The 21,325-nt window shown below is 70.5% G+C and carries 19 protein-coding genes; 7 read left to right on the top strand and 12 right to left on the bottom strand.

Annotation, left to right across the window (positions count from 1 at the left end):
• Positions 1 to 77 precede the first annotated feature (77 nt).
• Together ACFFIA_RS01615 and ACFFIA_RS01620 are read left to right on the top strand one after the other, a co-directional pair.
• A complete protein-coding gene (locus ACFFIA_RS01615) occupies positions 78 to 1,946 on the top strand; it encodes a bifunctional metallophosphatase/5'-nucleotidase (protein WP_377244147.1) in 1,869 nt (622 codons plus the stop codon).
• 235 nt (positions 1,947 to 2,181) lie between these two features.
• The gene (locus tag ACFFIA_RS01620; protein ID WP_377244150.1) at positions 2,182 to 2,499 is read left to right on the top strand and encodes a chorismate mutase; all 318 of its coding nucleotides are present in this window, start codon (positions 2,182 to 2,184) and stop codon (positions 2,497 to 2,499) included.
• Between the two features lie 268 nt (positions 2,500 to 2,767).
• On the opposite strand, the gene ACFFIA_RS01625 is transcribed toward ACFFIA_RS01620, so the two are convergent.
• The 5 genes from ACFFIA_RS01625 to ACFFIA_RS01645 form a co-directional block, all read right to left on the bottom strand.
• Entirely contained in the window at positions 2,768 to 3,814 is a 1,047-nt protein-coding gene (locus ACFFIA_RS01625) for an ABC transporter ATP-binding protein (protein WP_377244153.1), read from the bottom strand.
• On the bottom strand, positions 3,807 to 4,844 hold the full coding sequence (locus tag ACFFIA_RS01630; protein WP_377244156.1) for an ABC transporter ATP-binding protein: 1,038 nt from the start codon (positions 4,842 to 4,844) through the stop codon (positions 3,807 to 3,809). Before ACFFIA_RS01630 ends, ACFFIA_RS01625 begins: the two co-directional genes overlap by 8 nt.
• An 8-nt stretch (positions 4,845 to 4,852) precedes the next feature.
• Positions 4,853 to 5,842 (bottom strand): ABC transporter permease, encoded by a 990-nt coding sequence (locus ACFFIA_RS01635; protein WP_377244159.1) that lies wholly within the window; start codon positions 5,840 to 5,842, stop codon positions 4,853 to 4,855.
• Positions 5,835 to 6,761: an ABC transporter permease gene (locus ACFFIA_RS01640; protein ID WP_377244162.1), complete on the bottom strand. Its 927-nt coding sequence runs from the start codon at positions 6,759 to 6,761 to the stop codon at positions 5,835 to 5,837. Before ACFFIA_RS01640 ends, ACFFIA_RS01635 begins: the two co-directional genes overlap by 8 nt.
• 150 nt (positions 6,762 to 6,911) lie before the next feature.
• Positions 6,912 to 8,570, bottom strand: coding sequence for a peptide ABC transporter substrate-binding protein (locus ACFFIA_RS01645; RefSeq protein WP_377244165.1), 1,659 nt, complete (start codon positions 8,568 to 8,570; stop codon positions 6,912 to 6,914).
• Positions 8,571 to 9,020: 450 nt separating this feature from the next.
• Between ACFFIA_RS01645 and ACFFIA_RS01650 the strand changes: the two genes are divergently transcribed.
• Positions 9,021 to 9,758, top strand: coding sequence for a PIG-L deacetylase family protein (locus ACFFIA_RS01650; RefSeq protein WP_377244168.1), 738 nt, complete (start codon positions 9,021 to 9,023; stop codon positions 9,756 to 9,758).
• Positions 9,759 to 9,766: 8 nt separating this feature from the next.
• On the opposite strand, the gene ACFFIA_RS01655 is transcribed toward ACFFIA_RS01650, so the two are convergent.
• Together ACFFIA_RS01655 and ACFFIA_RS01660 are read right to left on the bottom strand one after the other, a co-directional pair.
• Positions 9,767 to 10,423, bottom strand: coding sequence for a response regulator (locus ACFFIA_RS01655; protein WP_377244171.1), 657 nt, complete (start codon positions 10,421 to 10,423; stop codon positions 9,767 to 9,769).
• The gene (locus tag ACFFIA_RS01660; protein ID WP_377245642.1) at positions 10,420 to 11,682 is read right to left on the bottom strand and encodes an ATP-binding protein; all 1,263 of its coding nucleotides are present in this window, start codon (positions 11,680 to 11,682) and stop codon (positions 10,420 to 10,422) included. Before ACFFIA_RS01660 ends, ACFFIA_RS01655 begins: the two co-directional genes overlap by 4 nt.
• 527 nt (positions 11,683 to 12,209) lie before the next feature.
• On the opposite strand from ACFFIA_RS01660, the gene ACFFIA_RS01665 reads away from it, so the two are divergent.
• The 3 genes from ACFFIA_RS01665 (at position 12,210) to ACFFIA_RS01675 (ending at position 15,432) form a co-directional block, all read left to right on the top strand.
• A complete protein-coding gene (locus tag ACFFIA_RS01665; RefSeq protein WP_377245645.1) occupies positions 12,210 to 13,766 on the top strand; it encodes a PspC domain-containing protein in 1,557 nt (518 codons plus the stop codon).
• Entirely contained in the window at positions 13,763 to 14,128 is a 366-nt protein-coding gene (locus tag ACFFIA_RS01670; protein ID WP_377244174.1) for a hypothetical protein, read from the top strand. The genes ACFFIA_RS01665 and ACFFIA_RS01670 overlap by 4 nt, the downstream gene beginning before the upstream one ends.
• A gap of 98 nt (positions 14,129 to 14,226) precedes the next feature.
• Positions 14,227 to 15,432 (top strand): phosphatidylserine decarboxylase, encoded by a 1,206-nt coding sequence (locus tag ACFFIA_RS01675; RefSeq protein ID WP_377244177.1) that lies wholly within the window; start codon positions 14,227 to 14,229, stop codon positions 15,430 to 15,432.
• Positions 15,433 to 15,653: 221 nt separating this feature from the next.
• On the opposite strand, the gene ACFFIA_RS01680 is transcribed toward ACFFIA_RS01675, so the two are convergent.
• From ACFFIA_RS01680 to ACFFIA_RS01690, 3 genes are all read right to left on the bottom strand, one after another.
• A complete protein-coding gene (locus ACFFIA_RS01680) occupies positions 15,654 to 16,526 on the bottom strand; it encodes a CDP-alcohol phosphatidyltransferase family protein (protein ID WP_377244180.1) in 873 nt (290 codons plus the stop codon).
• Positions 16,527 to 16,763: 237 nt separating this feature from the next.
• The gene (locus tag ACFFIA_RS01685) at positions 16,764 to 17,675 is read right to left on the bottom strand and encodes an NUDIX hydrolase (protein ID WP_377244183.1); all 912 of its coding nucleotides are present in this window, start codon (positions 17,673 to 17,675) and stop codon (positions 16,764 to 16,766) included.
• 9 nt (positions 17,676 to 17,684) lie between these two features.
• Complete coding sequence (locus ACFFIA_RS01690) at positions 17,685 to 18,629, bottom strand: NUDIX domain-containing protein (protein ID WP_377244186.1); 945 nt, start codon at positions 18,627 to 18,629, stop codon at positions 17,685 to 17,687.
• 144 nt (positions 18,630 to 18,773) lie between these two features.
• Here ACFFIA_RS01690 and ACFFIA_RS01695 point away from each other — a divergent pair, with 144 nt between their 5' ends.
• Positions 18,774 to 19,019, top strand: coding sequence for a PspC domain-containing protein (locus ACFFIA_RS01695; RefSeq protein ID WP_377244189.1), 246 nt, complete (start codon positions 18,774 to 18,776; stop codon positions 19,017 to 19,019).
• A gap of 21 nt (positions 19,020 to 19,040) precedes the next feature.
• Here the strand turns inward: ACFFIA_RS01695 and guaA are convergent, their stop codons facing one another.
• Both guaA and ACFFIA_RS01705 read right to left on the bottom strand, forming a co-directional pair.
• Positions 19,041 to 20,594, bottom strand: a complete 1,554-nt coding sequence (gene guaA, locus ACFFIA_RS01700; protein WP_377244192.1) for a glutamine-hydrolyzing GMP synthase — start codon at positions 20,592 to 20,594, stop codon at positions 19,041 to 19,043.
• Positions 20,563 to 21,321, bottom strand: coding sequence for an AAA family ATPase (locus ACFFIA_RS01705; protein WP_377244195.1), 759 nt, complete (start codon positions 21,319 to 21,321; stop codon positions 20,563 to 20,565). The genes guaA and ACFFIA_RS01705 overlap by 32 nt, the downstream gene beginning before the upstream one ends.
• Between the last annotated feature and the right edge of the window lie 4 nt (positions 21,322 to 21,325).

Here is a 21,325-nt window from a genome sequence, read left to right on the forward strand (position 1 = left end):
GGTGCGACCATGCCCCGACGAGAACGATGGCTCTGTCGTACTCGCACATGCGCATATGCACATTAGGGAGAGACACCATGACTCCACCGCGCTCGCGCGGCTGGGCGGTGCTGCGTAACCTCGCCGTACCCGCTCTCGCGCTGGCCGTTGTCGCGACCGTGCCGTTCAGTTCTCCCGACTCCGCCGAGTCTGACCAGGCCGCCGACGCCTGGACCCCCATGTCACCGGTTTCCGTGTCGTACGAGCTGGCCGGCCACGGCAAGGGCGCCAAAGCCGCCAAGGGCAACCTGCTGGGCTTCAACGACTTCCACGGTGCGATCGACCCGCCCACCGGCAGCGGTGGCCTGGTCAACGGCACGCCGGCCGGCGGTGTCGAATACCTGACGACCTGGGTCAAGAAGCTGCGCGCCGAGGCCAAGGCCGAGCGGCGCGAGTCGGTCACCGTCGGGGCCGGCGACCTGGTGGGCGCCACGCCGCTGGTCAGCGCGGCGTTCCACGACGAGCCCTCGATCGAGCTGCTCAACAACGCCGGCCTCCAGATCAGCTCGGTGGGTAACCACGAGTTCGACGAGGGGACAGACGAGCTTCGCCGCCTCCAGCGCGGCGGCTGCCATCCGGTCGACGGCTGCCAGGACGGCGACGGCTTCAAGGGCGCGAAGTTCAACTACCTCGCCGCCAACGTAGTGCAGAAGAGGACCGGACTGCCGCTGATGCTCCCGGTCGACATCCGCATCGTCGACGGTGTGCCGGTGGGCTTCGTGGGCATGACGCTCAAGGGCACACCCTCGATCGTCAACCCGTCGGGCATCACCAGCGTCGAGTTCCGCGACGAGATCGAGTCCGCCAACAAGTGGGGCGCCCTGCTTCGCCTCGCCGGAATCAAGTCGATGGTGCTGCTCATCCACGAGGGCGGCGCGCAGGCGGCACCGCCCAACCCCCAGCCGGTCGACGGCTGCGCCAACTTCGCCGGTCCGATCACCAACATCGTGGCCGGGCTGCGCCCCGAGTTCGGCATCGTGGTCTCCGGGCACACGCACCGCTTCTACTCGTGCCAGCTGCCCAACTCCGCGGGTACGCCGACGGTGGTGACCAGCGCCGGCAGCAACGGCGTACTGGTGACCGACATCGACTTCACCCTCGACAAGCGGAGCGGCAAGTTCACCGAGATCGCCGCGCGCAACGTGATCGTGGAGAACGGCGTGCGCAACCCGGACGGCAGCTGGCAGACCGACGCCAACGGCGCGTTCGTGCGCAACCCCGCCCTGGTCGACGCGAGCGCCAAGAAGATCGCCGACAAGTACCGCACCGCGGTCGCCCCGATCGCCAACCGGGTTGTCGGCAAGATCACGGCCGACATCACCAGCATCGCGAACGCCGCCGGCGAGAGCGCGCTCGGTGATGTGATCGCCGACGCCCAACTCGCGTACACGGCGGCCGCGAACGCCCAGATCGCCCTGATGAACCCGGGCGGCATCCGGGCGTCGATGACGTTCGCCAACTCGCCCGGTGGCGAGGCGCCCGGCGACGTCACGTACGGCGAGTGCTTCACCGTGCAGCCGTTCAACAACCTGGTGGTCACCCAGACGTTCACGGGGGCCCAGCTCAAGGACGTGTTGGAGCAGCAGTTCGTCGGCTTCGGCGGGCAGACGACCCAGCGCATCCTGCAGGTGTCGGCCGGCTTCACGTACTCGTACGACTCGACCCAGCCGGCCGGCTCGAAGGTGAGCGACCTCGCGCTCGACGGCACGCCGATCGACCCGGCGGCCACGTACCGCGTCACGACGAACGACTTCCTGGCCAACGGTGGCGACGGCTTCACCCACCTCACCGCCGGCACGGACCGGGCCACGGCGCCCGGGTTCGACATCGACGCGCTCGTGGCGTACCTGGGGGCGGGCACCCCGGTGGCGCCCGGCCCGCAGAACCGGATCACCAAACGGGGCTGAAACCAGACAGGAGGGGCCTCGCGTCGCGGGGTCCCTCCTTGCACGTCGCCCGAGGTGGCTGGCATACTTCACCGCGTGATCCAGCAGGTGCGGCGCTACTTTAGCTACGGCTCCGGGAGTCCGGCAGCCGTGGGTCGCGCCTGATCACAAGACCTACCAAAGCCCCGGGCTCCTGGAGCCCGGGGCTTTTTGGCGCTCTGGGCTCAGGTGCCCGAAACAACTCAGGGAGTACCCCATGGCCACCGACGTGGCGGAACAGCCTGGCACACCGGCCAGCGGCAGCGGCGACACCGGCACGGAAGCCCCGGACGCGGCGGAGAGCATCCTCGGCATGCGCGAGCGCATCGACGAGATCGACAACGCGCTGATCGCCCTCTGGCAGGAGCGCGCCAGCCTCTCCCAGCGGGTCGGGGCGACCCGCCTCGCCTCCGGCGGCACGCGCCTGGTCCTGTCTCGCGAGCGCGAGATCGTCGACCGCTTCCGCTCCGCCCTCGGCGCCGACGGCACGCAGCTCGCCCTGCTGATCCTCCGCGCCGGCCGCGGCCCCCTCTAGACGAGCTGTCGCGAGACAGAGATCTGGGCTACCGCGACGTGCGTCGTGGTCCAGGCCGCCGCTCCCGCGGCCTCACCCGCCGCGGTTCACGACCCGCCCCGACCCGAGCCTTCACGGGCGACCGCGCCGGCTGGCGGGGTCGTGTGGACGCGGAGAGCGAGGCCGCGGGAGCGGCGGTCCGGATCGCGACGGGCATCGCGGTAGCCCAAATCAGGTTTCCGGGGCCAGGTGAACCGCGTCAGGCGGGTCACGCTGACCCCAGAAGACCTCAGAGCGTGCGCGTGGGCAGGTCCGTCAACGCGCCCGCCTCGTGCGACACCACGATCTCGCGCTCTTCAGCGAAGTGGCAGGCGCTCGGGTGGTCGGATCCGCCGCGGATCTCGAGCAGAGGTACGTCGCGGGCGCAGACCTCCTCCGCCTTCCAGCAGCGGGTGCGGAAGCGGCAGCCGGACGGTGGGTTGGTCGGGCTCGGCACGTCGCCGGTCAGCCGGATGATGGCCTTGTTCTGCCGGCTGTTGGGGTCGGGCACCGGCACCGCGGAGAGCAACGCCTGCGTGTACGGATGAGTCGGCCGCTCGTAGATCTCGTCTTCGGTGCCGATCTCGACGATCTTGCCGAGGTACATCACCGCGACGCGGTCGGAGAGGTGCCGCACCACCGAGAGGTCGTGCGCGATGAAGATGTACGACAGGCCGAACTCGTCCTGGAGCTTCTCCAGCAGGTTCATCACCTGGGCCTGGATCGACACGTCCAGCGCGCTCACCGGCTCGTCACACACGATGATCTCGGGGCGCAGCGCCAACGCGCGGGCGATGCCGATGCGCTGCCGCTGGCCGCCGGAGAACTGGTGCGGGTAGCGGTTGATGTGCTCGGGGTTGAGCCCGACCACCTCCAGCAACTCCTGCACCTTCTGCCGCCGGCTGGCCTTGGGCGCTACCTCCGGATGGATCTCGTACGGCTCACCGATGAGGTCGCCGACGGTCATCCGGGGGTTGAGCGACGTGTACGGGTCCTGCATCACCAGCTGGATGTTGCGGCGCAACCGGCGCAGGCCGGTCGCGCCCAGCTTGTAGATGTCCTGCCCGTTGAAGGTCACGCTGCCGCTTGTCGGCTTTTCCAGGTGCATCAGCACCTTGGCCAGCGTCGACTTGCCACAGCCCGACTCGCCAACGATGCCCAGCGTCTCGCCCTTGTGCAGGTCGAACGTGACACCGTCGACCGCCTGGACGTGGCCGATCGTCTTCTTGAACACCACGCCGCGGGTGACTGGGTAGTACTTGACGAGGTCGCGGACCTCGAGGATCGACTCAGTCACGTTTCACAAGCTCCTCGGCGAAGTGGCAGGCGCTGGCCCGAGTGGAGCCGAGCCGCAGCAGCGGCGGCAGCTTCTCCGGGCAGACCGCCTGCGCCATGGGGCAGCGCGGATGGAACGGGCAGCCGGACGGGATGTTGATCAGGCTCGGCGGGAGCCCGCGGATGGTCCGGAGCTGCTGTCCCTTCTCATCGATTCGCGGGATCGACTCCAGCAGCCCGATCGTGTACGGATGGGCCGGCTTCGCGTAAAGCTCGTGGACGTTGGCCTCTTCGACGATGCGACCGGCGTACATGACCGCGATCCGGTCTGCCACGTCGGCCACGACACCGAGGTCGTGCGTGATCAGGATCAGGCCCATCTGCCGCTCGCGCTGGAGGTCGGCGAGCAGGTCCATGATCTGCGCCTGCACGGTCACGTCGAGAGCCGTGGTGGGCTCGTCGGCGATCAGCACCTCTGGGTCGAGCGCCAGCGACATCGCGATCATGACGCGCTGCCGCATTCCGCCGGAGAACTGGTGCGGGTACTCGTTCACCCGCTGCTTCGCGTTGGGGATCTTGACCAGGTCGAGCATCTCGGCGGCGCGCTTCTTGGCGTCGCCGCGGCTCATCCCGCGCCGGATCCGGAACTGCTCGGCGATCTGGAAGCCCACCGTGAAGAGCGGGTTGAGCGCCGAGAGCGCGTCCTGGAAGACCATCGCGATGCCCTCGGCCCGGATGCGGCGCCGCTCCTCGGTGGACATCTTGAGCATGTCTTTGCCGTGGAAGCGGATCTCGCCCCCGGTCACGAAACCGGGCGGGCTGTCCAGGATGCCCATGATGGTCTGGGCGGTCACGCTCTTGCCGGAGCCGGACTCACCGAGTACGGCGAGCGTCTCACCGGCGTCGACGTGGTAGGTCACGCCGTTGATGACCTTGGCGACGCCATCCCGTGTGCGGAACTCCACGCGGAGGTCTTCGACCTCGAGGAGTCGGCCGCTCGGCCGTCCCGCGTGCGCGGCCTCGGGCTGGTCGGCTACGTAGACGTTGGACACGGTGTCTCCTACCGCAGCTTCGGGTCGAGGGCCTCGCGGACCGCCTCGCCGAGCATCACGAAGCTCAGCACCGCGGTGACGAGGAACGCCGATGGGAACAGCAGCCAGTACGGCGCGACCCGGATGTACTGCTGAGAGTCACTGATCATGACGCCCCACGACACGACCGGCGACTGGAGACCCACGCCGAGGAAGGAGAGCGTGGCCTCCGCACCGATGAACGCGCCGACCAGGATCGTGGCGTACACCAGCACCGGGGCGAGGCAGTTGGGGATCAGGTGCTTGAAGATGATCCGGGTGTTGCTGGCGCCGAGCGCGCGGGCGGCGACGACGTAGTCCGCCTGTTTGGCCGCGAGCACGCTGGACCTCATGATCCGCATGGAGACCGGCCAGGTGAGCACGCAGAGCGCCAGGATCACCAGACCCATGATCTTCCACTCGTTGGAGCCGGCGCCCCGCGGGTTGAACGTGAAGAGGATGACGATCGCGCCGAGCACGAACGGGATGCCGAAGAACACGTCGGCCACGCGGGAGAGCAGCGCGTCGATCCAGCCGCCCCAGAAGCCGGCGAGCACGCCGACCGTGCCACCGATCAGGATGGTGCCGATCGTGGCGCTCACCGCGACGAGGATCGAGGCCCGGGCGCCGTAGATCGTCCGGGCGAAGATGTCACGCCCCTGGATGTCGGTCCCGAACCAGGCATCGCCGCTCGGGCTCTCGAGGTTACGACTCAGGCCGGTACCGAGGGGGTCGGTGGGGCTGGCGGTGGTGAAGAGGAACGGGAGCGCGGCCATCAGCACGAAGAGCGTGATGAAGCCGGCGGAGACCCAGAACAGCGGCTTGCGGCGCAGGTCGTACCACGCGTCGCCGAGCAGGCCGCGTGGCTTTTCCCCCTTGGTCTTGGGGGCGCCGGCACCGGCGGGTGCGGTGTCGGCGACGACGCCGGGCTGCTCTGGTGGCGGGGTGGTGACCAGGGAGCCCGATGTGGGGTCACTCATAGCGGATCCTCGGGTCGAGTGCGGCGTAGAGCAGGTCGACCAGGAGGTTCATCAACAGGTACACCATCACCAGGACGACCACGATGCCGACCACGGTCGCGCTTTCCTTGGTAACGATAGCCCGGTAAACCTCGCGGCCAATCCCATTGATCCCAAAGATCCCTTCTGTCACGATCGCACCGCCCATCAGGGCGCCGAGGTCGGTGCCGAGGAAGGTGATCACGGGGATCAGCGAGTTGCGAAGCAGGTGCACGCCGACGACCCGGCGCTGCGGCAGCCCCTTGGCGACGGCTGTGCGCACGTAGTCGGCCCGCGAGTTTTCCGCGATGCTCGTGCGGGTCAACCGGGCCACGTACGCCATGGAGATGCTGGCGAGCACGAAGCCGGGGACGATGAGCTCGTGGAACGGCGCGTCGGATGAGACCGTCGGACTGATGATCCTGAACTGGGTCCCGAGGACGAACTGAAGCAGGAAGCCGCTGACGAAGGTGGGGATGGCCAGCAGGAAGAGCGTCGAGACCAGCACCAGGTTGTCGAGGAAGCCGTTGCGGCGCAGGCCGGTCAGGACGCCCGCGATGAGGCCGATGACCGCCTCGATGATCAGGCCCACCAGCGCGAGCTTGAGCGTGTTGGGGTAGGCCTGGGCGATGATCTCGCTGATGTTCCGGCCACCGAACGTCTGCCCGAAGTCGCCGGTCAGCAGGTGACCCATGTAGTAGATGTACTGAACCGGGAGCGGGTCGTCCAGATGGTACTTCTCAGTCATGAACTGGACATATGTATCTGGGCAGGCACGTTCACCGCACTTGCCGGCGAACGGATCGCCCGGCACCGACCAGACCAGCCAGTAGATCAGCAGCGTCGTCCCGAAGAAGACGGGGATGAGCTGGAGCAGCCGTCTTAGGACATAACGGCCCATGGGTCCTCCATAGGGGGCGCCGTGTTTGACGCCAGAACATGGTTGGGGGCGACGCACCGAGGGGTTGACGGCGGGTCACGATGATTGAACCCCGGGGTCCGGCCTACCGTCTGATGGTAGGCCGGACCCAGGGGCTTTGATACTCCTAGATCAGAGCAGCTCGACCGTGGAGAGGTCGATCTCGCCGACCCAGGTGGTCTTCACGCTGGGGGCGATCCGGTTGGAGATACCGGACTGCTGGGCGACCGAGACGATCGGGATCGACGGCACCTCAGCGTCGACGATCTTGATGGCCTCGGCGAACTTCGCCTCCGCCGTCGCCTGGTCCGGAGCGGTCTGGCCCTCCTTGTAGAGCGCGTCGACCTGCGGGTTGCTGTACTCACCGTCGTTGGAGCTGGCGCCCGTGACGTACAGCGGGGCGAGCCAGTTTTCAGCGTGCGGGTAGTCAGCCTGCCAGCCGGCACGGTACGGGTGCTGCATCTTGCGACCGTCGATGTTCTGACGGAAGACCGCGAAGGTCGGGACGCCCTCGGCGCGCACCTGGATGCCCAGGGTGGTCGCGACACTGTTGGCGACGGCCTCCATCCACTCCTTGTGGCTGGCGTCGGCGTTGTAGTACAGCACCATCTCGCCCTGGAAGCCACCCGCCTTCTGGAGCGCGGCCTTGGCCTCGTCGGGAGCGAACTTGCAGGTGGTGCAGACGAACGCCTCGGAGCCCGGGGTACCCGGCGAAGCCCAGTTGGTGGAGGGCTTACGGGTGTTGAAGAAGATCTTCTCGGCGATCTCCTCCCGGTTGATCGCCAGCGAGACGGCCCGGCGGAGGTCGGCGTTCTTGTACTTCGCGTCGTAGATCGGGAACGCGATGATCTGCTGCACCGGGATCGGCACGTCCAGCGCACGCCCGCTGCCCAGGTCGGACTTCCACTTCTCGCCCGCGAGCGCCGAGACCGGCACCTGCTGCTGGAAGTCGAGGTTGTTGGCCATCAGGTCGGCGTAGGCCGCCGTGTCCTCCTGGTACAGCTTGACCGTGACGTCCTTGATCTTGACCCTGTCGTCAAGCGTGTAGTCGTCGAAACGGGTCAGCTTGACCTCGACGTTGTCGGTCCAGGAGACGAACTTGACCGGGCCGTTACCGATCGGGTTGCGACCGAAGGTGTCCGGGCCCTGCGTGAAGAACACGTCGGGCATCGGGTAGAACGCGCTGTAACCGAGCTTCACCGGGAAGATCGAGTTGGGCGCACCCAGCTTGACGGTGAACGTGTAGTCGTCCACGATCGCCAGACCGGACATCTTGTCGGTCTTGGGCTTCGGCGCCTTCTGCGGACCCTCGGTGCCATCCGGGTCCTCGGTGTGGACGTCGGCGTAGCCCTCGATGTCGCTGAAGAAGCTGCCCTGCTGCTGGCCGTTCTCCGAGTAGGCCGCGAAGTTCCAGGCGTCGACGAAGTTCTTCGCCTTGACCTCGGTGCCGTCGTGGAACTTGGTGCCCTTCTTGATCTTGATGGTGTAGGTCTGCGAGTCGGTCGTGTCGATCGCCTCCGCCACCGCGTTGACCGCGTCGCCGCCGCCAGCCGGGTAGTTGATCAGACCAGTCCACATGTAGTCGAGGATGGCGCCGCCACCGGTCTCACTGGTGTTGCTCGGCACCAGCGGGTTTGCCGGCTGCGTCCCATAAATGGTGATCGCACCGTTGGCGGTCTTGTCAGCGTTGCCGCTCGCACCCTCGTCGTCGTCTCCGCCGCCGCAGCCTGCCGCGACGAGTGCGACGGCCGCGACTGCGGCTACCGCGCTCGCACGCTTCGAGACTCTCATTTCTCAGGGCCTCCCTTGAGTGGTTTGCTGTCGTTCCTCAGATTTTTCGCACAGCTACGGGTCGGTGCCGGACCGACGGTCCGCGGCGCGTCACGCTGCCGCCGGCTATCGCTTTCTACGCGCGATGGCCTGGCAGTTTGATGATCCGCTGAACTCGGCCGTCACCACCGCCGACGCGCGGAACGCCAGGGAGGCTAGTGGATCGCGGACAGCCTTGGGTGCGGCGTCTGCGTGCATGACCATGCCTCCTGGGCGCTGGTGCGGGGCGGGTGAGGTGCTGACACTGTGACACCGCCCGCCCACGAACGTGAAGGAGCGTTATCAACCCGATATTCTGCCGGGACGCGGCCGATACTGTGTAAAGATCATGTTTCGCCAAGATCATGAGGCTCTGACCAGGCGCTTCTCGGACAAACGGCCGACCTCCGCTCCGTCGTACCATCGGTTGCTGTGACCTTCCCTGCCTCCGCTCCCGCACTCTCCGACATTCGGCGCGCACTAGCTGTGTTCGCGCATCCCGACGATGTCGACTTCGGTTCGGCCGGCACCGTGGCCGGTTGGGTGGACGCCGGCATCGATGTGGCGTACCTCATCGTGACCCGTGGTGACGCGGGAGGATTCGACGACACGCCACGAGATCAAATGCCCGTCATGCGCGAGAACGAGCAGCGCGCGGCAGCCGCGGCCATCGGCGTCAAGCAGGTGGACTTCCTGGACGGCTACCGGGACGGGCAGCTCACGCCCAGCCTCGAACTGCGCCGGGACATCACCGCGGCCATCCGCCGCTTCCGCCCCGACCGCATCCTCACCAGCAGCCCGCTGCGCCGGTGGGAGCGCCTGGTCGGCCCGAGCCACCCCGACCACCTCGCGGTCGGTGAGGCCACCACGTGCGCGATCTACCCCGACTCACGCAACAAGTTCGCCTATCCCGAGCTGTTCGAGGCGGGACTGGAGCCGTGGGTCGTGCGGGAGGTGTGGTACTCCGGCGGTCCCAACCCGGACCACACGGTGGACATCACGGAGGCGTACCCCCGGAAGATCGCGGCACTGCGCGCGCACGTCTCCCAGACCGCGCACCTGGACCTCGACGGCGGCTGGCTCCGCGACCGGATGGTCGCCACGGCCGAGGTGGCGGGCCTGCCAGCCGGCCGGCTGGCGGAGGCGTTCACCGTGCTAAGGACGGAGTGACGGCCCGGTCACACGAGGCGGCGGTCGGCGGCCCAGCGGGACAGCTCGTAGCGGTTGGACATCTGGAGCTTGCGGAGCACATTGGAGACGTGCGTCTCCACCGTCTTGATGGAGATGAAGAGTTCCTTGGCGATCTCCTTGTAGGCGTAGCCCCGGGCGAGCAGCCGCAGCACCTCGCGCTCGCGGTTGGTGAGCTGGTCGAGCTCGGGGTCGGCGACCGGGGCGTCCGGCCGCGCGGCGAACGCGTCGAGCACGAACCCGGCCAGCCGCGGGCTGAACACCGCGTCGCCCTCGGCGACACGCCGGATCGCCGCGGCCAGCTCGTCGGGTGAGATGGTCTTGGTGACGTAGCCACGTGCGCCGGCCCGGATCAGGCCAATCACGTCTTCGGCCGCGTCGGAGACGGAGAGCGCGAGGAAGCGCACCTGCGGGTGGGAGCGGCGCATCGCGTCGAGCACGGCTCGCCCGCCGCCCTCCGGCATGTGCACGTCGAGCAACACCACGTCGGGCTCGAGCGCGGCGATCCGGGAGACCGCCTCGCTCACGGTGCTCGCCTCGCCCACCACGTCGACGTGCACGCCCAGCTCGGCGCGGACGCCCGCGCGAAACATCGCGTGGTCGTCGACGAGGAACACGCGCAGCCGCCGCTGCTCAGTCTCGGTCATGATCCGTCCTTCCCGGTGGTGACGCTCTCCCGGCTGGTCGGCAGGAAGAGCCGCACCTCGGTGCCGTCGCCGGGCTCGCTGATGATCGTCGCGCGCCCGCCGTGCCGCTGCATCCGCCCGATTATCGATCCTCGGACGCCATGCCGATGATCCTCTACGGTTGACGGGTCGAATCCCGCGCCCCGGTCGCGCACGAAGACGCTCAGCTGGTCGGGCTCGACCTCCGCGTAGAGGGAGACGGTCTGCACCTTCGCGTGGCGGGCCGCGTTGACCAGTGCCTCGCGGGCGGCGGCCACCAGCGCGCCGACCCGCTCGTCGGTCTCCCGGTCGCCCACCACGACGGTCTCCACCGTGATCGCGTACGTATCTTCGACCTCGGCCGCCACCTGCTCCAGCGCGGCGGCGAACCGCTCGGTGGGCGAGGCGACCGGACGGTACAGCCAGTTGCGCAGGCTCCGCTCCTGCCCTCTGGCGAGCCGCTGGACGGCCTTCACGTCGCCGGCGTTGCGCTGGATGAGCGCGAGCGTGTGCAGCACCTGGTCGTGCACCATCGCGGCCAGCTCGGCCCGCTCCATCTCCCGGATGCGCCCCTCGCGCTCGGCCCGCAGCTGGTTGTAGGTCCGCCAGAGCACCGGGCCGGCCACGACCGCCACGCCGGCGAGGCCGACGAGCGCGAAGATGATGCCGTTGACGACCGCGCCGAAGTTTTCCGCCGGGGAGTAGACGGCGACGACGCCGATGATGCCGACCGAGACCAGCACGCCGCCGCCGATGAAGCGGAGCAGGAACGCCCGGCGGTCGCTCTCGTCTACCACCGCGCCCAGCCACGGCACGCGCGGCAGCGTCTCGCTCCACTGGCGGCGCCGCTCCGGGTCGGACTCGTGCCAGATGATGCCGGCACCGACCGCGATGATCGCGACCAGCCAGCCGGCGAGGCCGGTGACGCCGAGCGCGCCGAACCCGAACGCCAGCGTCTGGACCAGGATGAGGCCCAGCCCGATCGCCACGAACGGCAGCAGGTGCATGAAGTTACGCCGGGGCGGGGCCTCGGCCGTCGCCTCCTGGAGGGGCAGCACCGCCCAGAACGCCGCGTAGAGGAGCAGGCCCAGGCCGCTGAGCGAGAGAAGTACCACGAACGCGATACGCACCCGCATGGCCGGGATGCCCAGGTGGCGCGCGATGCCCGACGCCACGCCGGCCACGACCCGCTGGTCGCGTGTACGGCTGAGGCGGGGCTGCTGCGTCCCGACGGTGACGATCGCTCTGCTCCTCGCTGCTGGTGGCCTGCTCACCGATCGTCACACGCGGGGCATGTCGCTGGCCACGGGGACGCCCCGGACATTGGCGCCGAAGATCTCAGGGTGGCGTCAGGGTTGGCTCCTGAGGCTGTTCGGGTGCGGCAGCGGCGAGGATCGAACGCATGACGGACGAAGGTGCCCAGGCCCGCCGGCTGGAGGGCGACGACACGACCCAGCCCTCTCCCGCGCCGCCCGCGCCTTCGGGTGCGGCGCCAGGCGACTCCGCGACCGGCGGCTCGACGGCAGCCGAGGCTCCGACAGCCGACCTGGCCGAGGGCGGCTCGGCGCCAGACTCGACGGCGGACAGCTCGGCGACTGACGGCTCGACAGCGGCCGGTTCCACAGCCGCTGGCCCGGCGGCGCCCGGTTCGCCGGCGGCCGGTGCGGAGCCGACCGCGGAGGTGCCGGTGAGCGACCGGTGGCGGGCCGACCCGACGCTGCGCGACACGCCTGTGGGGTCCGCGGCCGACGAGCCGACCCTGCGCGACGTGGGCGACCCGGCACCGCACGACGTGGGCGCCGCGACGCCGCCCCCGGGCGGGAGCGCGAGCGGGCCGCCGTGGGGAGGTGCCGCGGGCGGGCCGCCGCCTCCTCCTCCGCCGGGCGGCAGCACACCTCCGCCGCCCCCGCCGGGCATGGGCGACCTGGGCATGGGCGCCTTCACCTCGCGCTACGGTCTCGTCCGGCCGCGCCAGGGCCGCTACCTCGCGGGCGTCTGCGCGGCGATCGGGCGGGCCACCAACACCGACCCGGTGCTGTGGCGAGTGCTCCTCGCCGTGCTGGGCTTCTTCGGCGGCATCGGCATCCTGGTCTACCTCGCCGCCTGGCTCATCATCCCGGCCGAGGGCGACACGGCCTCGCCGGTCGAGTCGATGCTGGGCCGCGGCCGTTCGAGCATGTCACCGGTCCTGGTGATCGTTCTCGGCATCCTGGTCGCGGTGATGTTCGGCCTGATCGTTACGGACGGTTTCCGGGCAGTGGTGCTGGGCGCCGCTGTGCTCATCGGGGGGGCGCTGCTGCTCAACCGGAAGCCGGGCCGCTCCGCCCCGGCGGCACCTGGCGGGGGTGAGGTGCCGTTCGGGGCGGGGCGGCCATGGCAGCCGCCCGCTCCGTCCTACCCGCATCCGGGCCCGCCCGCGGCACAGCCGGCCGCCTCCGGGCCGTACGCGGCCACCGCCACCTTTCCCTCCCCGTCCTCGGCACCTCCGCCGGTGCCCCCGACCCCTCCGGTGGTGCCGCCCATGCGTCCGTCCCCGCCGCCGCCCCCGCCGCCGCACGGTGGGCGCCCGCCGTACCCGCCGGCTCCGCCACCGCCGCCGCCCGGTGGCTACCGCCAGCCGTTCGCGCCGCACGGCCCGTACGCCGGTCCGTACCCGCCGAGCTTCAGCCCGCCGCCGCCCCCACCGCCAAAGCCGCCGAAGCCGCCCAAGGAGCGCTCGCCGCTCGGCGCCGCGACGTTCTCGCTGATCTTCGTGGCGCTCGGCCTGGTGGCGGCGCTCGACCTGGCCAACGTCGTGAGCATCACGCCCTCCACGTACTTCTTCGGGGTGCTCGTCACCGTCTCGCTGGGGCTGCTGGTCGGCGCCTGGTTCGGGCGGGCGAGGTGGCTGATCGCGCTCGGCTTCGTCGCCGCGGCCGCGCTCGGCATCTCCACCATCGCGGAGAGCCAGGTCGGGCGGTACGAGAGCTCGGGCAGTGACGTCTACTGGGAGCCTACGAGCGCGCAGGTCATGCCCAACCGGTACGAGCACAACTTCGGCAGCGCGATCCTCGACCTGTCCAAGGTGGACTTCACCGGCCAGACCAAGGACGTCAACGTGCACGTGAGCTTCGGCGACCTCGAGGTGATCCTGCCGCCCAACGTCGACGCCACCGTCAACGCCGAGGTCAACGCCGGCGACGCGCTGATCTTCGGCAACAAGTCCAGTGGCTTCCAGACCACGCCCCGCGCGGTGACCGATCTCGGCGCCGACGGCGAGGGCGGCGGCAAGATCACGATCACGCTCAAGGTCAACGCTGGCACGGCGGAGGTGCACCGGCCATGAAACCGCACCGTACTGACGGCGTCTCCCTGACGTTCGCGCTGCTCTTCCTCTCCATCGCCGCGTGGTGGTTCATCGCCCAGCTCTTCGACCTGCCGCTGCCGGCCGTGGGCTGGTTCGTGGCCGGCGCGCTGATCTTCCTGGGCGCGCTGGGGCTGATGGGCGCGCTCCGCTCCGGCAAGGGCGACCCGCCTCCGCCCGCCGAGCCGCCCGCCCCCGAGCCGGCGCTCGCCCCGGTGAGCGGCCTCCCCGCCGAGCTGCACGCCGACATCGTGCGGGAGCTGCTGGCCGGTCCGCAGCCGCCGTACCTGCCGCCGGTCAGCGGCGCGCCGGAGACCAGCAGGCGCGACAGCACGCCGGGCTGAGCACCGCTTCCCTCCCTCCCCAAGGGCGTCCCGCGGGTTGCGCACAGCGACCTGCGGGACGCCCTGATCCGTCCAGGGATGCGGCCTATGCTGGGCGCGTGACCCTGACCCGCACCGGCGCCCGCGCCGCCCGCACTCTCGCCGCCGAGCTGGCCCGGCACAACGGTCCCAAGCGGGGCCTCCTCGTCGGCGCGCACGGACGCTCGCCAGTGCTCACAGCCGCCATCGAGGGCCTGCTCCCCGGAGACACACTCACCGTCGTGCCGGCGGAGGCCACCGCGGTGGGCGCGCTCCGCGACCATCTCGCGGCCCAGAGCCGCTGGATCGCTGAGCGGGTACGGGTCGCCGACTCCCTCGCCGAGGCCGATCCCGCCGATGTGGTGATCGCCGCCGAGCCGCTGGAGGGCACCGCGGAGGAGACCCGGGCGGCGGTCGAAGGGCTGACCAAGTACCTGGTCGAGGGCGGCGTGCTCGCGGTCTCCAGCGGGCTCACCGGCGGTGCCGCGAGCGAGCTCGACCGCCAGGCCGCGCTCTTCGGCGTCGGCAGCGACCTCGTCGTGCGCAACAACCCGCCGCTGCGCGTGCACCGGCTGCGCTTCGCCTCAGCCGACACGGCGCTGGCCAGCCAGATCGCGCCGGCATACCGGCCGTCGAGCGTACCGATCACCCGCACCATGCACATCGATTCCAACGGCGTGGCCGCCGCCGGCATCGCGCTCGGGCTGGCCGCGCTGGCCCGGGTCGCCCGCCCCAAGTCGCGGCTGTGGCTGGTGCCCGCGCTGGCCGCCGCCCCGGTGGCCGCCTTCTTCCGCGACCCGGAGCGCGACGTGCCGGAAGACGAGTCGGCGGTCGTCGCGGCCAGTGACGGCAAGGTGCTCTCCGTCGAGCGGGTTCGCGACGACCGCTTCGGCCCGGACGAGTTCCTGCGGATCGCGGTCTTCCTCTCCGTACTCGACGTGCACGTCAACCGCGCCCCGGTCCCCGGCCGCGTGGTCGACTACTTCGTGACCGACGGCGGCTTCGCGGCGGCGATGCGTCCCGAGGCCGAGCACAACGTCGCGGCGTACACGGTGCTGGACAGCGCCCGGGGCACGGTGGTGGTCGCCCAGCGCACGGGCCTGATCGCCCGTCGGATCGTGCAGCGCGCGCCGGTGGGCGCGCTGCTGGCGAAGGGCGAGCGCTTCGGCCTCATCCGATTCGGCTCCCGCACCGACGTCTACCTGCCGGCGGGAGCGGCCGAGCCCCTGGTCGCACCGGGCGACCGCGTGCTCGGCGGCGCGTCGGTCATCGCCCGCTGGCGCTGACCCGGCCGCGCCCCTGCCTGGTCATCGTGTCGGCTTCGCCGCCGAGACCGAGCTTCCTGGTGGCGGGCGCCCAGGCGTTTCCTCCAGGGAGGCAGAGCGAGACAGCCGTGAGCCCGCGACAAGCGGGCTCAACGCACCGCGGAGGGTGAGGCCGCGGGAGCGGCGGCATGGACCGCGACGGACATCGCGGTAGCCCGGATCTGTCTCTTTGGAACGATCCGCTAGGCGTGGCGCTGGCGGAGCCAGAGGAGCGGGCCGCTGGCCAGGTAGCCGACCACGACCGCGGCGAAGGTCAGGCGGGGATCGACCAGCACGCCCACGATCGGCAGGAGCCACAGCCACGGCGGCAGCTTGATCAGGCGGGCGATCTTGGCGTAGGGGAAGCTGGAGACCATCGCGAAGGCGAGCAGCGCCACGCCGGCGACCTTGGCCGCGCCGGAGAGTGGAAGCTCGATCAGCACGCCGACCGAGAGCGCCGCCGCCACCATCGTGGTGGGCACGCCGCAGAAGTAGCGGCCGTCCTTCGGCGAGACGTTGAAGCGGGCCAGCCGGATGGCGGCGCAGCCGGCGACCAGCACGCAGACGGCCGCGGCGGCCGGGGTCGGCACGGTGCCGGAGAGAGACGCGTAGACGACGACGGGCGCGGCGAGCCCGAACGAGCACATGTCGGCGAGCGAGTCCATCTGCGCGCCGAAAGGGCTGACCACGCCGAACCGCCGGGCGAGCGCGCCATCGAGGCCGTCGAACGCCACGCAGGCGACGAGGCAGATGGCGGCGGCCCGCACCTCGCCCTGCATGGCCAGGAAGATGGCGAGCAGGCCGAGCGTGAGGCTGGTGAGGGTGCAGGCATTGACGAGGGCAAACTTGGCCCGCCGCGCGGCGGTGTGCTCACCGGGGAGCAGCGGGATGGGACCACCGTTGACGGCCGCGCCCGCGGGAGCCGGGCTCACCGGCAGTAGCGACCCGATCTCGTCGTCGGGCACCGTGTCGTAATGCGAAGGCATGACGACCGTGGTGCCGGCACTGGGCTCCGGACGCCGGCGGCCGACCCGCACCAGCAGCACCTGCCGGGCGAAAGAGCCGCTGCGGCGCAAACGCCCTGCCCAGCGACGCCCTCCAGGGCGCGGACTGTCCGTCGCACGACGCCTGCGCCAAGGGGCTCTCGGCACGTATCCCTCCATGACCGGGTCGGTGTCTCCGCCGCCTCGGCGGCCGCCCGGTCGCATGCGGCCTACACCATCGCACAGTCCCGCGGGGCTTGGCGATAGCCGAGCCGATCTCACGAAGCGAGCCCTGGTGGGACGCTCCGCGAAGAAACGCAGCCTCACATTCTAGCCCCTGTTGCCCAAACCGGCCGACACGTGCGACACGGCGGACGCCGCCACATCCGTCAGTGGCAGCTCGGCCACCTCGGCGGGTGCGAACCACGCCACCCCCGCCGTCGACCCGCCGGCCGCCTCGGTCACGCGCGGCTCGGTGGGGGCGTCGACGTGTACCCGGTAGATGGCTCGCACGGTATGCCAGTCGATCGGGTAGCCCTCGGGTCCGAGCGCCCGCGGCCGGTGCAGGTGGGTCACGTCGAGCAGATCGGTGACCCGCCCGACCTGGTTGGTCTCCTCGGCCAACTCGCGCAGCAGCGCGGCGACCGGCTGCTCGCCGTGGTCGGTGCCGCCGCCGGGCAGGTGCCACAACCCCGCGCCCGGGTAGCCCTCCGCGATCACCGTGAGCAGCAGCCGTCCGGCCGGGTCGGTGGCGACGCCGTACGCCGCGAAGCGCTGCCCCCGCGTGGGTCGCGCCTCCACCGGCGGTACGGCGAAGTGTGCCGGCGGCGGCGTGGTGACCGGCGTCGGGGGCAGCCCCAGCAGCTCGGCCGTGAACGGCATCAGCGACAGCCCGGTCAGCTCCGCCGGCGCGATCCACTCGGCCAGGTCGGTGGTGCCATCGGGCTCGGCGCGCAGGGTCCCGCCGCGCACGGCCACGTCGTAGATCACGCGGTCGGTGTGCCGGCCCCAGAGCACGTCGGAGACGACCGCCCGCAGCCCGGTGACCGCCACGGTCAGCCCGGTCTCCTCGCCGAACTCGCGTATCACCCCGTCGGCGGGATGCTCACCATGGTCGATGCCGCCACCGGGTAGCTGCCAGACCGCCGGAAGGTCGGCTGTCGACGAGCCGCGAGCCAGCAGGACCGCCCCGCGGCTGTCGCGACACACCCCGTACGCCGCGATCCGCCGTGACTCCCCCATGGAAGGAGCCTAGAGCTGGGCGGCCCGCATGGCTTCGGCGGTCACCTCGGTCAGCTCGTGGGCGGCGAGCGCGTACAGCTCGTCGCGGCCGAACCACCGCGCCTCGGAGGTGGAGCCGCCCACGTCGCCCACGCTCGGCGGGGCCGGCGCCTCCACCACCACTCGGTAGAACGCGCGCACGCCGTGCCAGTCGATCGGGTAGCCCTCCGGGCCGAGCGAGGCCGCGTCGCGGTGGCTCGCCACGCCCAGCAGCTCGACCAGGCGCCCGCGCTGCCCGGTCTCCTCCAGCAGCTCGCGGATCAGCGCGGCGCCGGGCTGCTCGCCGTAGTCGGTGCCGCCGCCGGGCAGGTGCCAGCAGCCCGCGCCGGGGTAGCCATCGGCGACCCGGGTGAGCAGCACGCGCCCCGCCGGGTCAGTGGCCACCGCGTACGCCGCGAAGCGCTGCGCCCGGTGCAGCCCGTCGGGACCGGGCACCGCGTAGAACGACGGGAAGTCGGGCGCCTCGTCGGGGCGCAGGTCGACCCCGTCGGCGGGCAGCCCGAGCGCGCTCGCGGTGAACGGGCGCAGCGGCAGCCCTTTGGCCCCGTCGAGCGTGTGCCAGCGGGCCAGGTCGGTGGGCTGGCCGACGCGGTCGCAGAGCGTGCCACCACGCACCGACACGTCGTAGATCAGCCGGTCGGTGTGGATCGTGATGCCCCGGTGCGGGAGCGCTCGCATGTCGGCCAGCACGTCGCGCAGCCCGGTCACCGTCACCGAGAGCCCGGTCTCGGCAGCGGTCTCCCGCACGACGGTGTGGTTGGGGTCTTCACCGTGGTCGACAGCGCCGCCGGGCAGCGACCACACTCCGGGTGTGCCGGACCGTGGCGAGGCGCGCACAAGCAACACCTGCCCGTCGGAATCGGACACAACGGCATAGGCCGCGATCCTGCGGAGCGGCTCAAGCGCGGGGGTCACAGGGGGGCATTCTTCCCGAATGAGGTGACAAGTCTGTGACGACAGTCAGATTTTAGACAGAGGAGCGACCATCGGGGAGGTATCAGGGTACGCATCCGGGCGCTCACCGAGGTCGTCACGGCGCCCCGCGAGGACTCTTGAGCCATGACCGAAAACCCTCCCTACAAGCAGCTCAGGCGGCCCACCACCGACCGCATCATCGCGGGCGTGGCGAGCGGTCTCGGCCGTTACTTCAACGTCGATCCCGTGCTGGTGCGGGTCGTCTTCGCGGCGGCCACGGTGCTCACCGCGGGCGTGGCCGCACTGGCGTACCCGGTGATGTGGTTCTTGATGCCGGAAGAGCCCGCCGACGCGCCGGCCTGGCCGGTGCAGCCACCGACCGGGTCCTGACCACTCCCAATCAATCTTGGACTATTCCCACTCGATCGTGCCCGGGGGCTTGCTGGTGACATCCAGCGTGACCCGGTTGACCTCGGGCACCTCGTTGGTGATGCGGGTGGAGATCCGGGCGATGACGTCGTACGGCAGGCGCGACCAGTCGGCTGTCATGGCGTCTTCGCTGGAGACCGGGCGCAGGACGATCGGATGGCCGTACGTGCGGCCGTCGCCCTGTACGCCCACCGACCGCACGTCGGCGAGCAACACGACCGGAAACTGCCACACGTCGCGGTCGAGCCCCGCGGCGGTCAGCTCCTCGCGGGCGATCAGGTCGGCCGCCCGCAGCACCGCCAGCCGGTCGGCCGAGACCGCGCCGATGATCCGGATCGCCAGCCCCGGCCCCGGGAACGGATGCCGCCACACCATCGCCTCGGGCAGCCCGAGCGAGAGCCCCAACTGCCGCACCTCGTCCTTGAAGAGCGTCCGGAGCGGCTCGACCAGCGAAAACTTAAGGTCGTCGGGGAGCCCGCCGACGTTGTGGTGAGACTTGATGTTGGCGGTGCCGGTGCCGCCTCCGGACTCCACCACGTCGGGGTAGAGCGTCCCCTGCACCAGGAACTCGACGTCGCCCGCCGCCGCGACCTCCCGCGCGGCGGCCTCGAAGACCCGGATGAACTCGCGCCCAATGATCTTGCGCTTGTCTTCCGGGTCGGTGACGCCGTCGAGCGCGGTGAGAAACCGGTCGGCGGCGTCGACGACCTTGAGCTTGATGCCGGTCGCCGCGACGTAGTCCTGCTCGACCTGCTCGGCCTCGCCCGCGCGCAGCAGCCCGTGGTCGACGAAGACGCAGGTGAGCTGGTCGCCGACGGCCTTGTGGACGAGCGCGGCGGCCACCGCGCTGTCGACCCCGCCGGAGAGGGCGCAGATGACCTCCTTGTCGCCCACCTTCTCGCGGATGGCCGCCACCTGGTCGTCGATGATGTTGCCCATCGTCCAGGTGGGCTCGATGCCGGCGATGTCGTACAGGAAGCGGGCCAGCATGTCCTGCCCGTGCGCGGTGTGCGCCACCTCGGGGTGGAACTGCACGCCGGCCCGCCGCCCGGCCAGGTCTTCGAACGCGGCCACCGGCGCGCCCGGGGAGCCCGCGGTCACCGCGAAGCCGGCCGGCGCCTCGGTCACGCAGTCGCCGTGGCTCATCCACACCGGGATCTCGGTGGGCAGCTCGCGCAGCAGCACGCCGGCCTCGGGACGGGCGGCCAGCACCGTGCCACCGAACTCGCGCTGGCCGGTGTGCGACACCGTGCCGCCCAGGGCCTGCGCCATCGCCTGGAAGCCGTAGCAGATGCCGAAGACCGGCACGCCCGCGTCGAAGAGCTTGGCGTCGACCTGGGGCGCGCCCGGCTCGTACACGCTGGAGGGGCCGCCGGAGAGGATGATCGCGGCGGGGTCCTTGGCCAGCATCTCGGCGACCGGCATCGAGTGCGGCACGATCTCCGAGTAGACCTTCGCCTCGCGCACCCGGCGGGCGATCAACTGGGCATACTGGGCCCCGAAATCAACGACCAGGACCGGGCGCGGTGTGCTCATGTATCAAGAGCGTACGTGGCTCTCCAGCCGACTCATCCAGGAGTCCAGGTGGGGACATTTGGCGCGTAGGGCGCTCGCCGAGCGAGTACTCGTCCAACCAGTCGGTCAGGCGATCCGGACTGGGGCGCCGAAACACCGAGCTCCCGCGCTCCCGTTCGACCACGATCAGGTCGTCGAGCGACAGCTGGTCGATCAGTGTCACCGACTGGGTGGCCACCACGACCTGACTTTCCGCCGACGCCGCACGCAGCATCTCGGCCAACTGCATGATCGCGAACGGATGGAGCCCCAGCTCCGGTTCGTCGAGCGCGACGAGATGCGGCAGGTCGGACGAGCGCAGGAGCGTGGCAAGGCAAACGAAGCGCAGCGTGCCGTCTGACATCTGGTGCCCGGAGAAGACCGTGTCCGAATCGACCTGCCGCCACCTCAGCCGGATCTCGTCAGAGCGCTCGGGCTCCAGCACGAAATCGCGGAAGAACGGCGCGACCCGCCGGACCGGCTCGGTGATCGTGCGATACACGGCGGGACGGTTGTCTCGGAGCCGCCAGAGAACCGCCGCGAGATTTCGTGCGTCGGCCTGGAGGCGGAGGGTGTCAGCCGTCGGCCCAGGCTGCTTGACGGGCGCTGTCGAGCTGGTGTCGTGGAAGTGGAAGACCCGCACTCCGCCGAGGAGTTCCGCTATTTCTGCCCAAGGACCAGCGTTGGGACCCCTGCCGCGCGCGCCCAAGCTC

Origin of the sequence: Phytohabitans kaempferiae (assembly GCF_042433955.1) — a bacterium.
Lineage (GTDB): Bacteria > Actinomycetota > Actinomycetes > Mycobacteriales > Micromonosporaceae > Phytohabitans > Phytohabitans kaempferiae.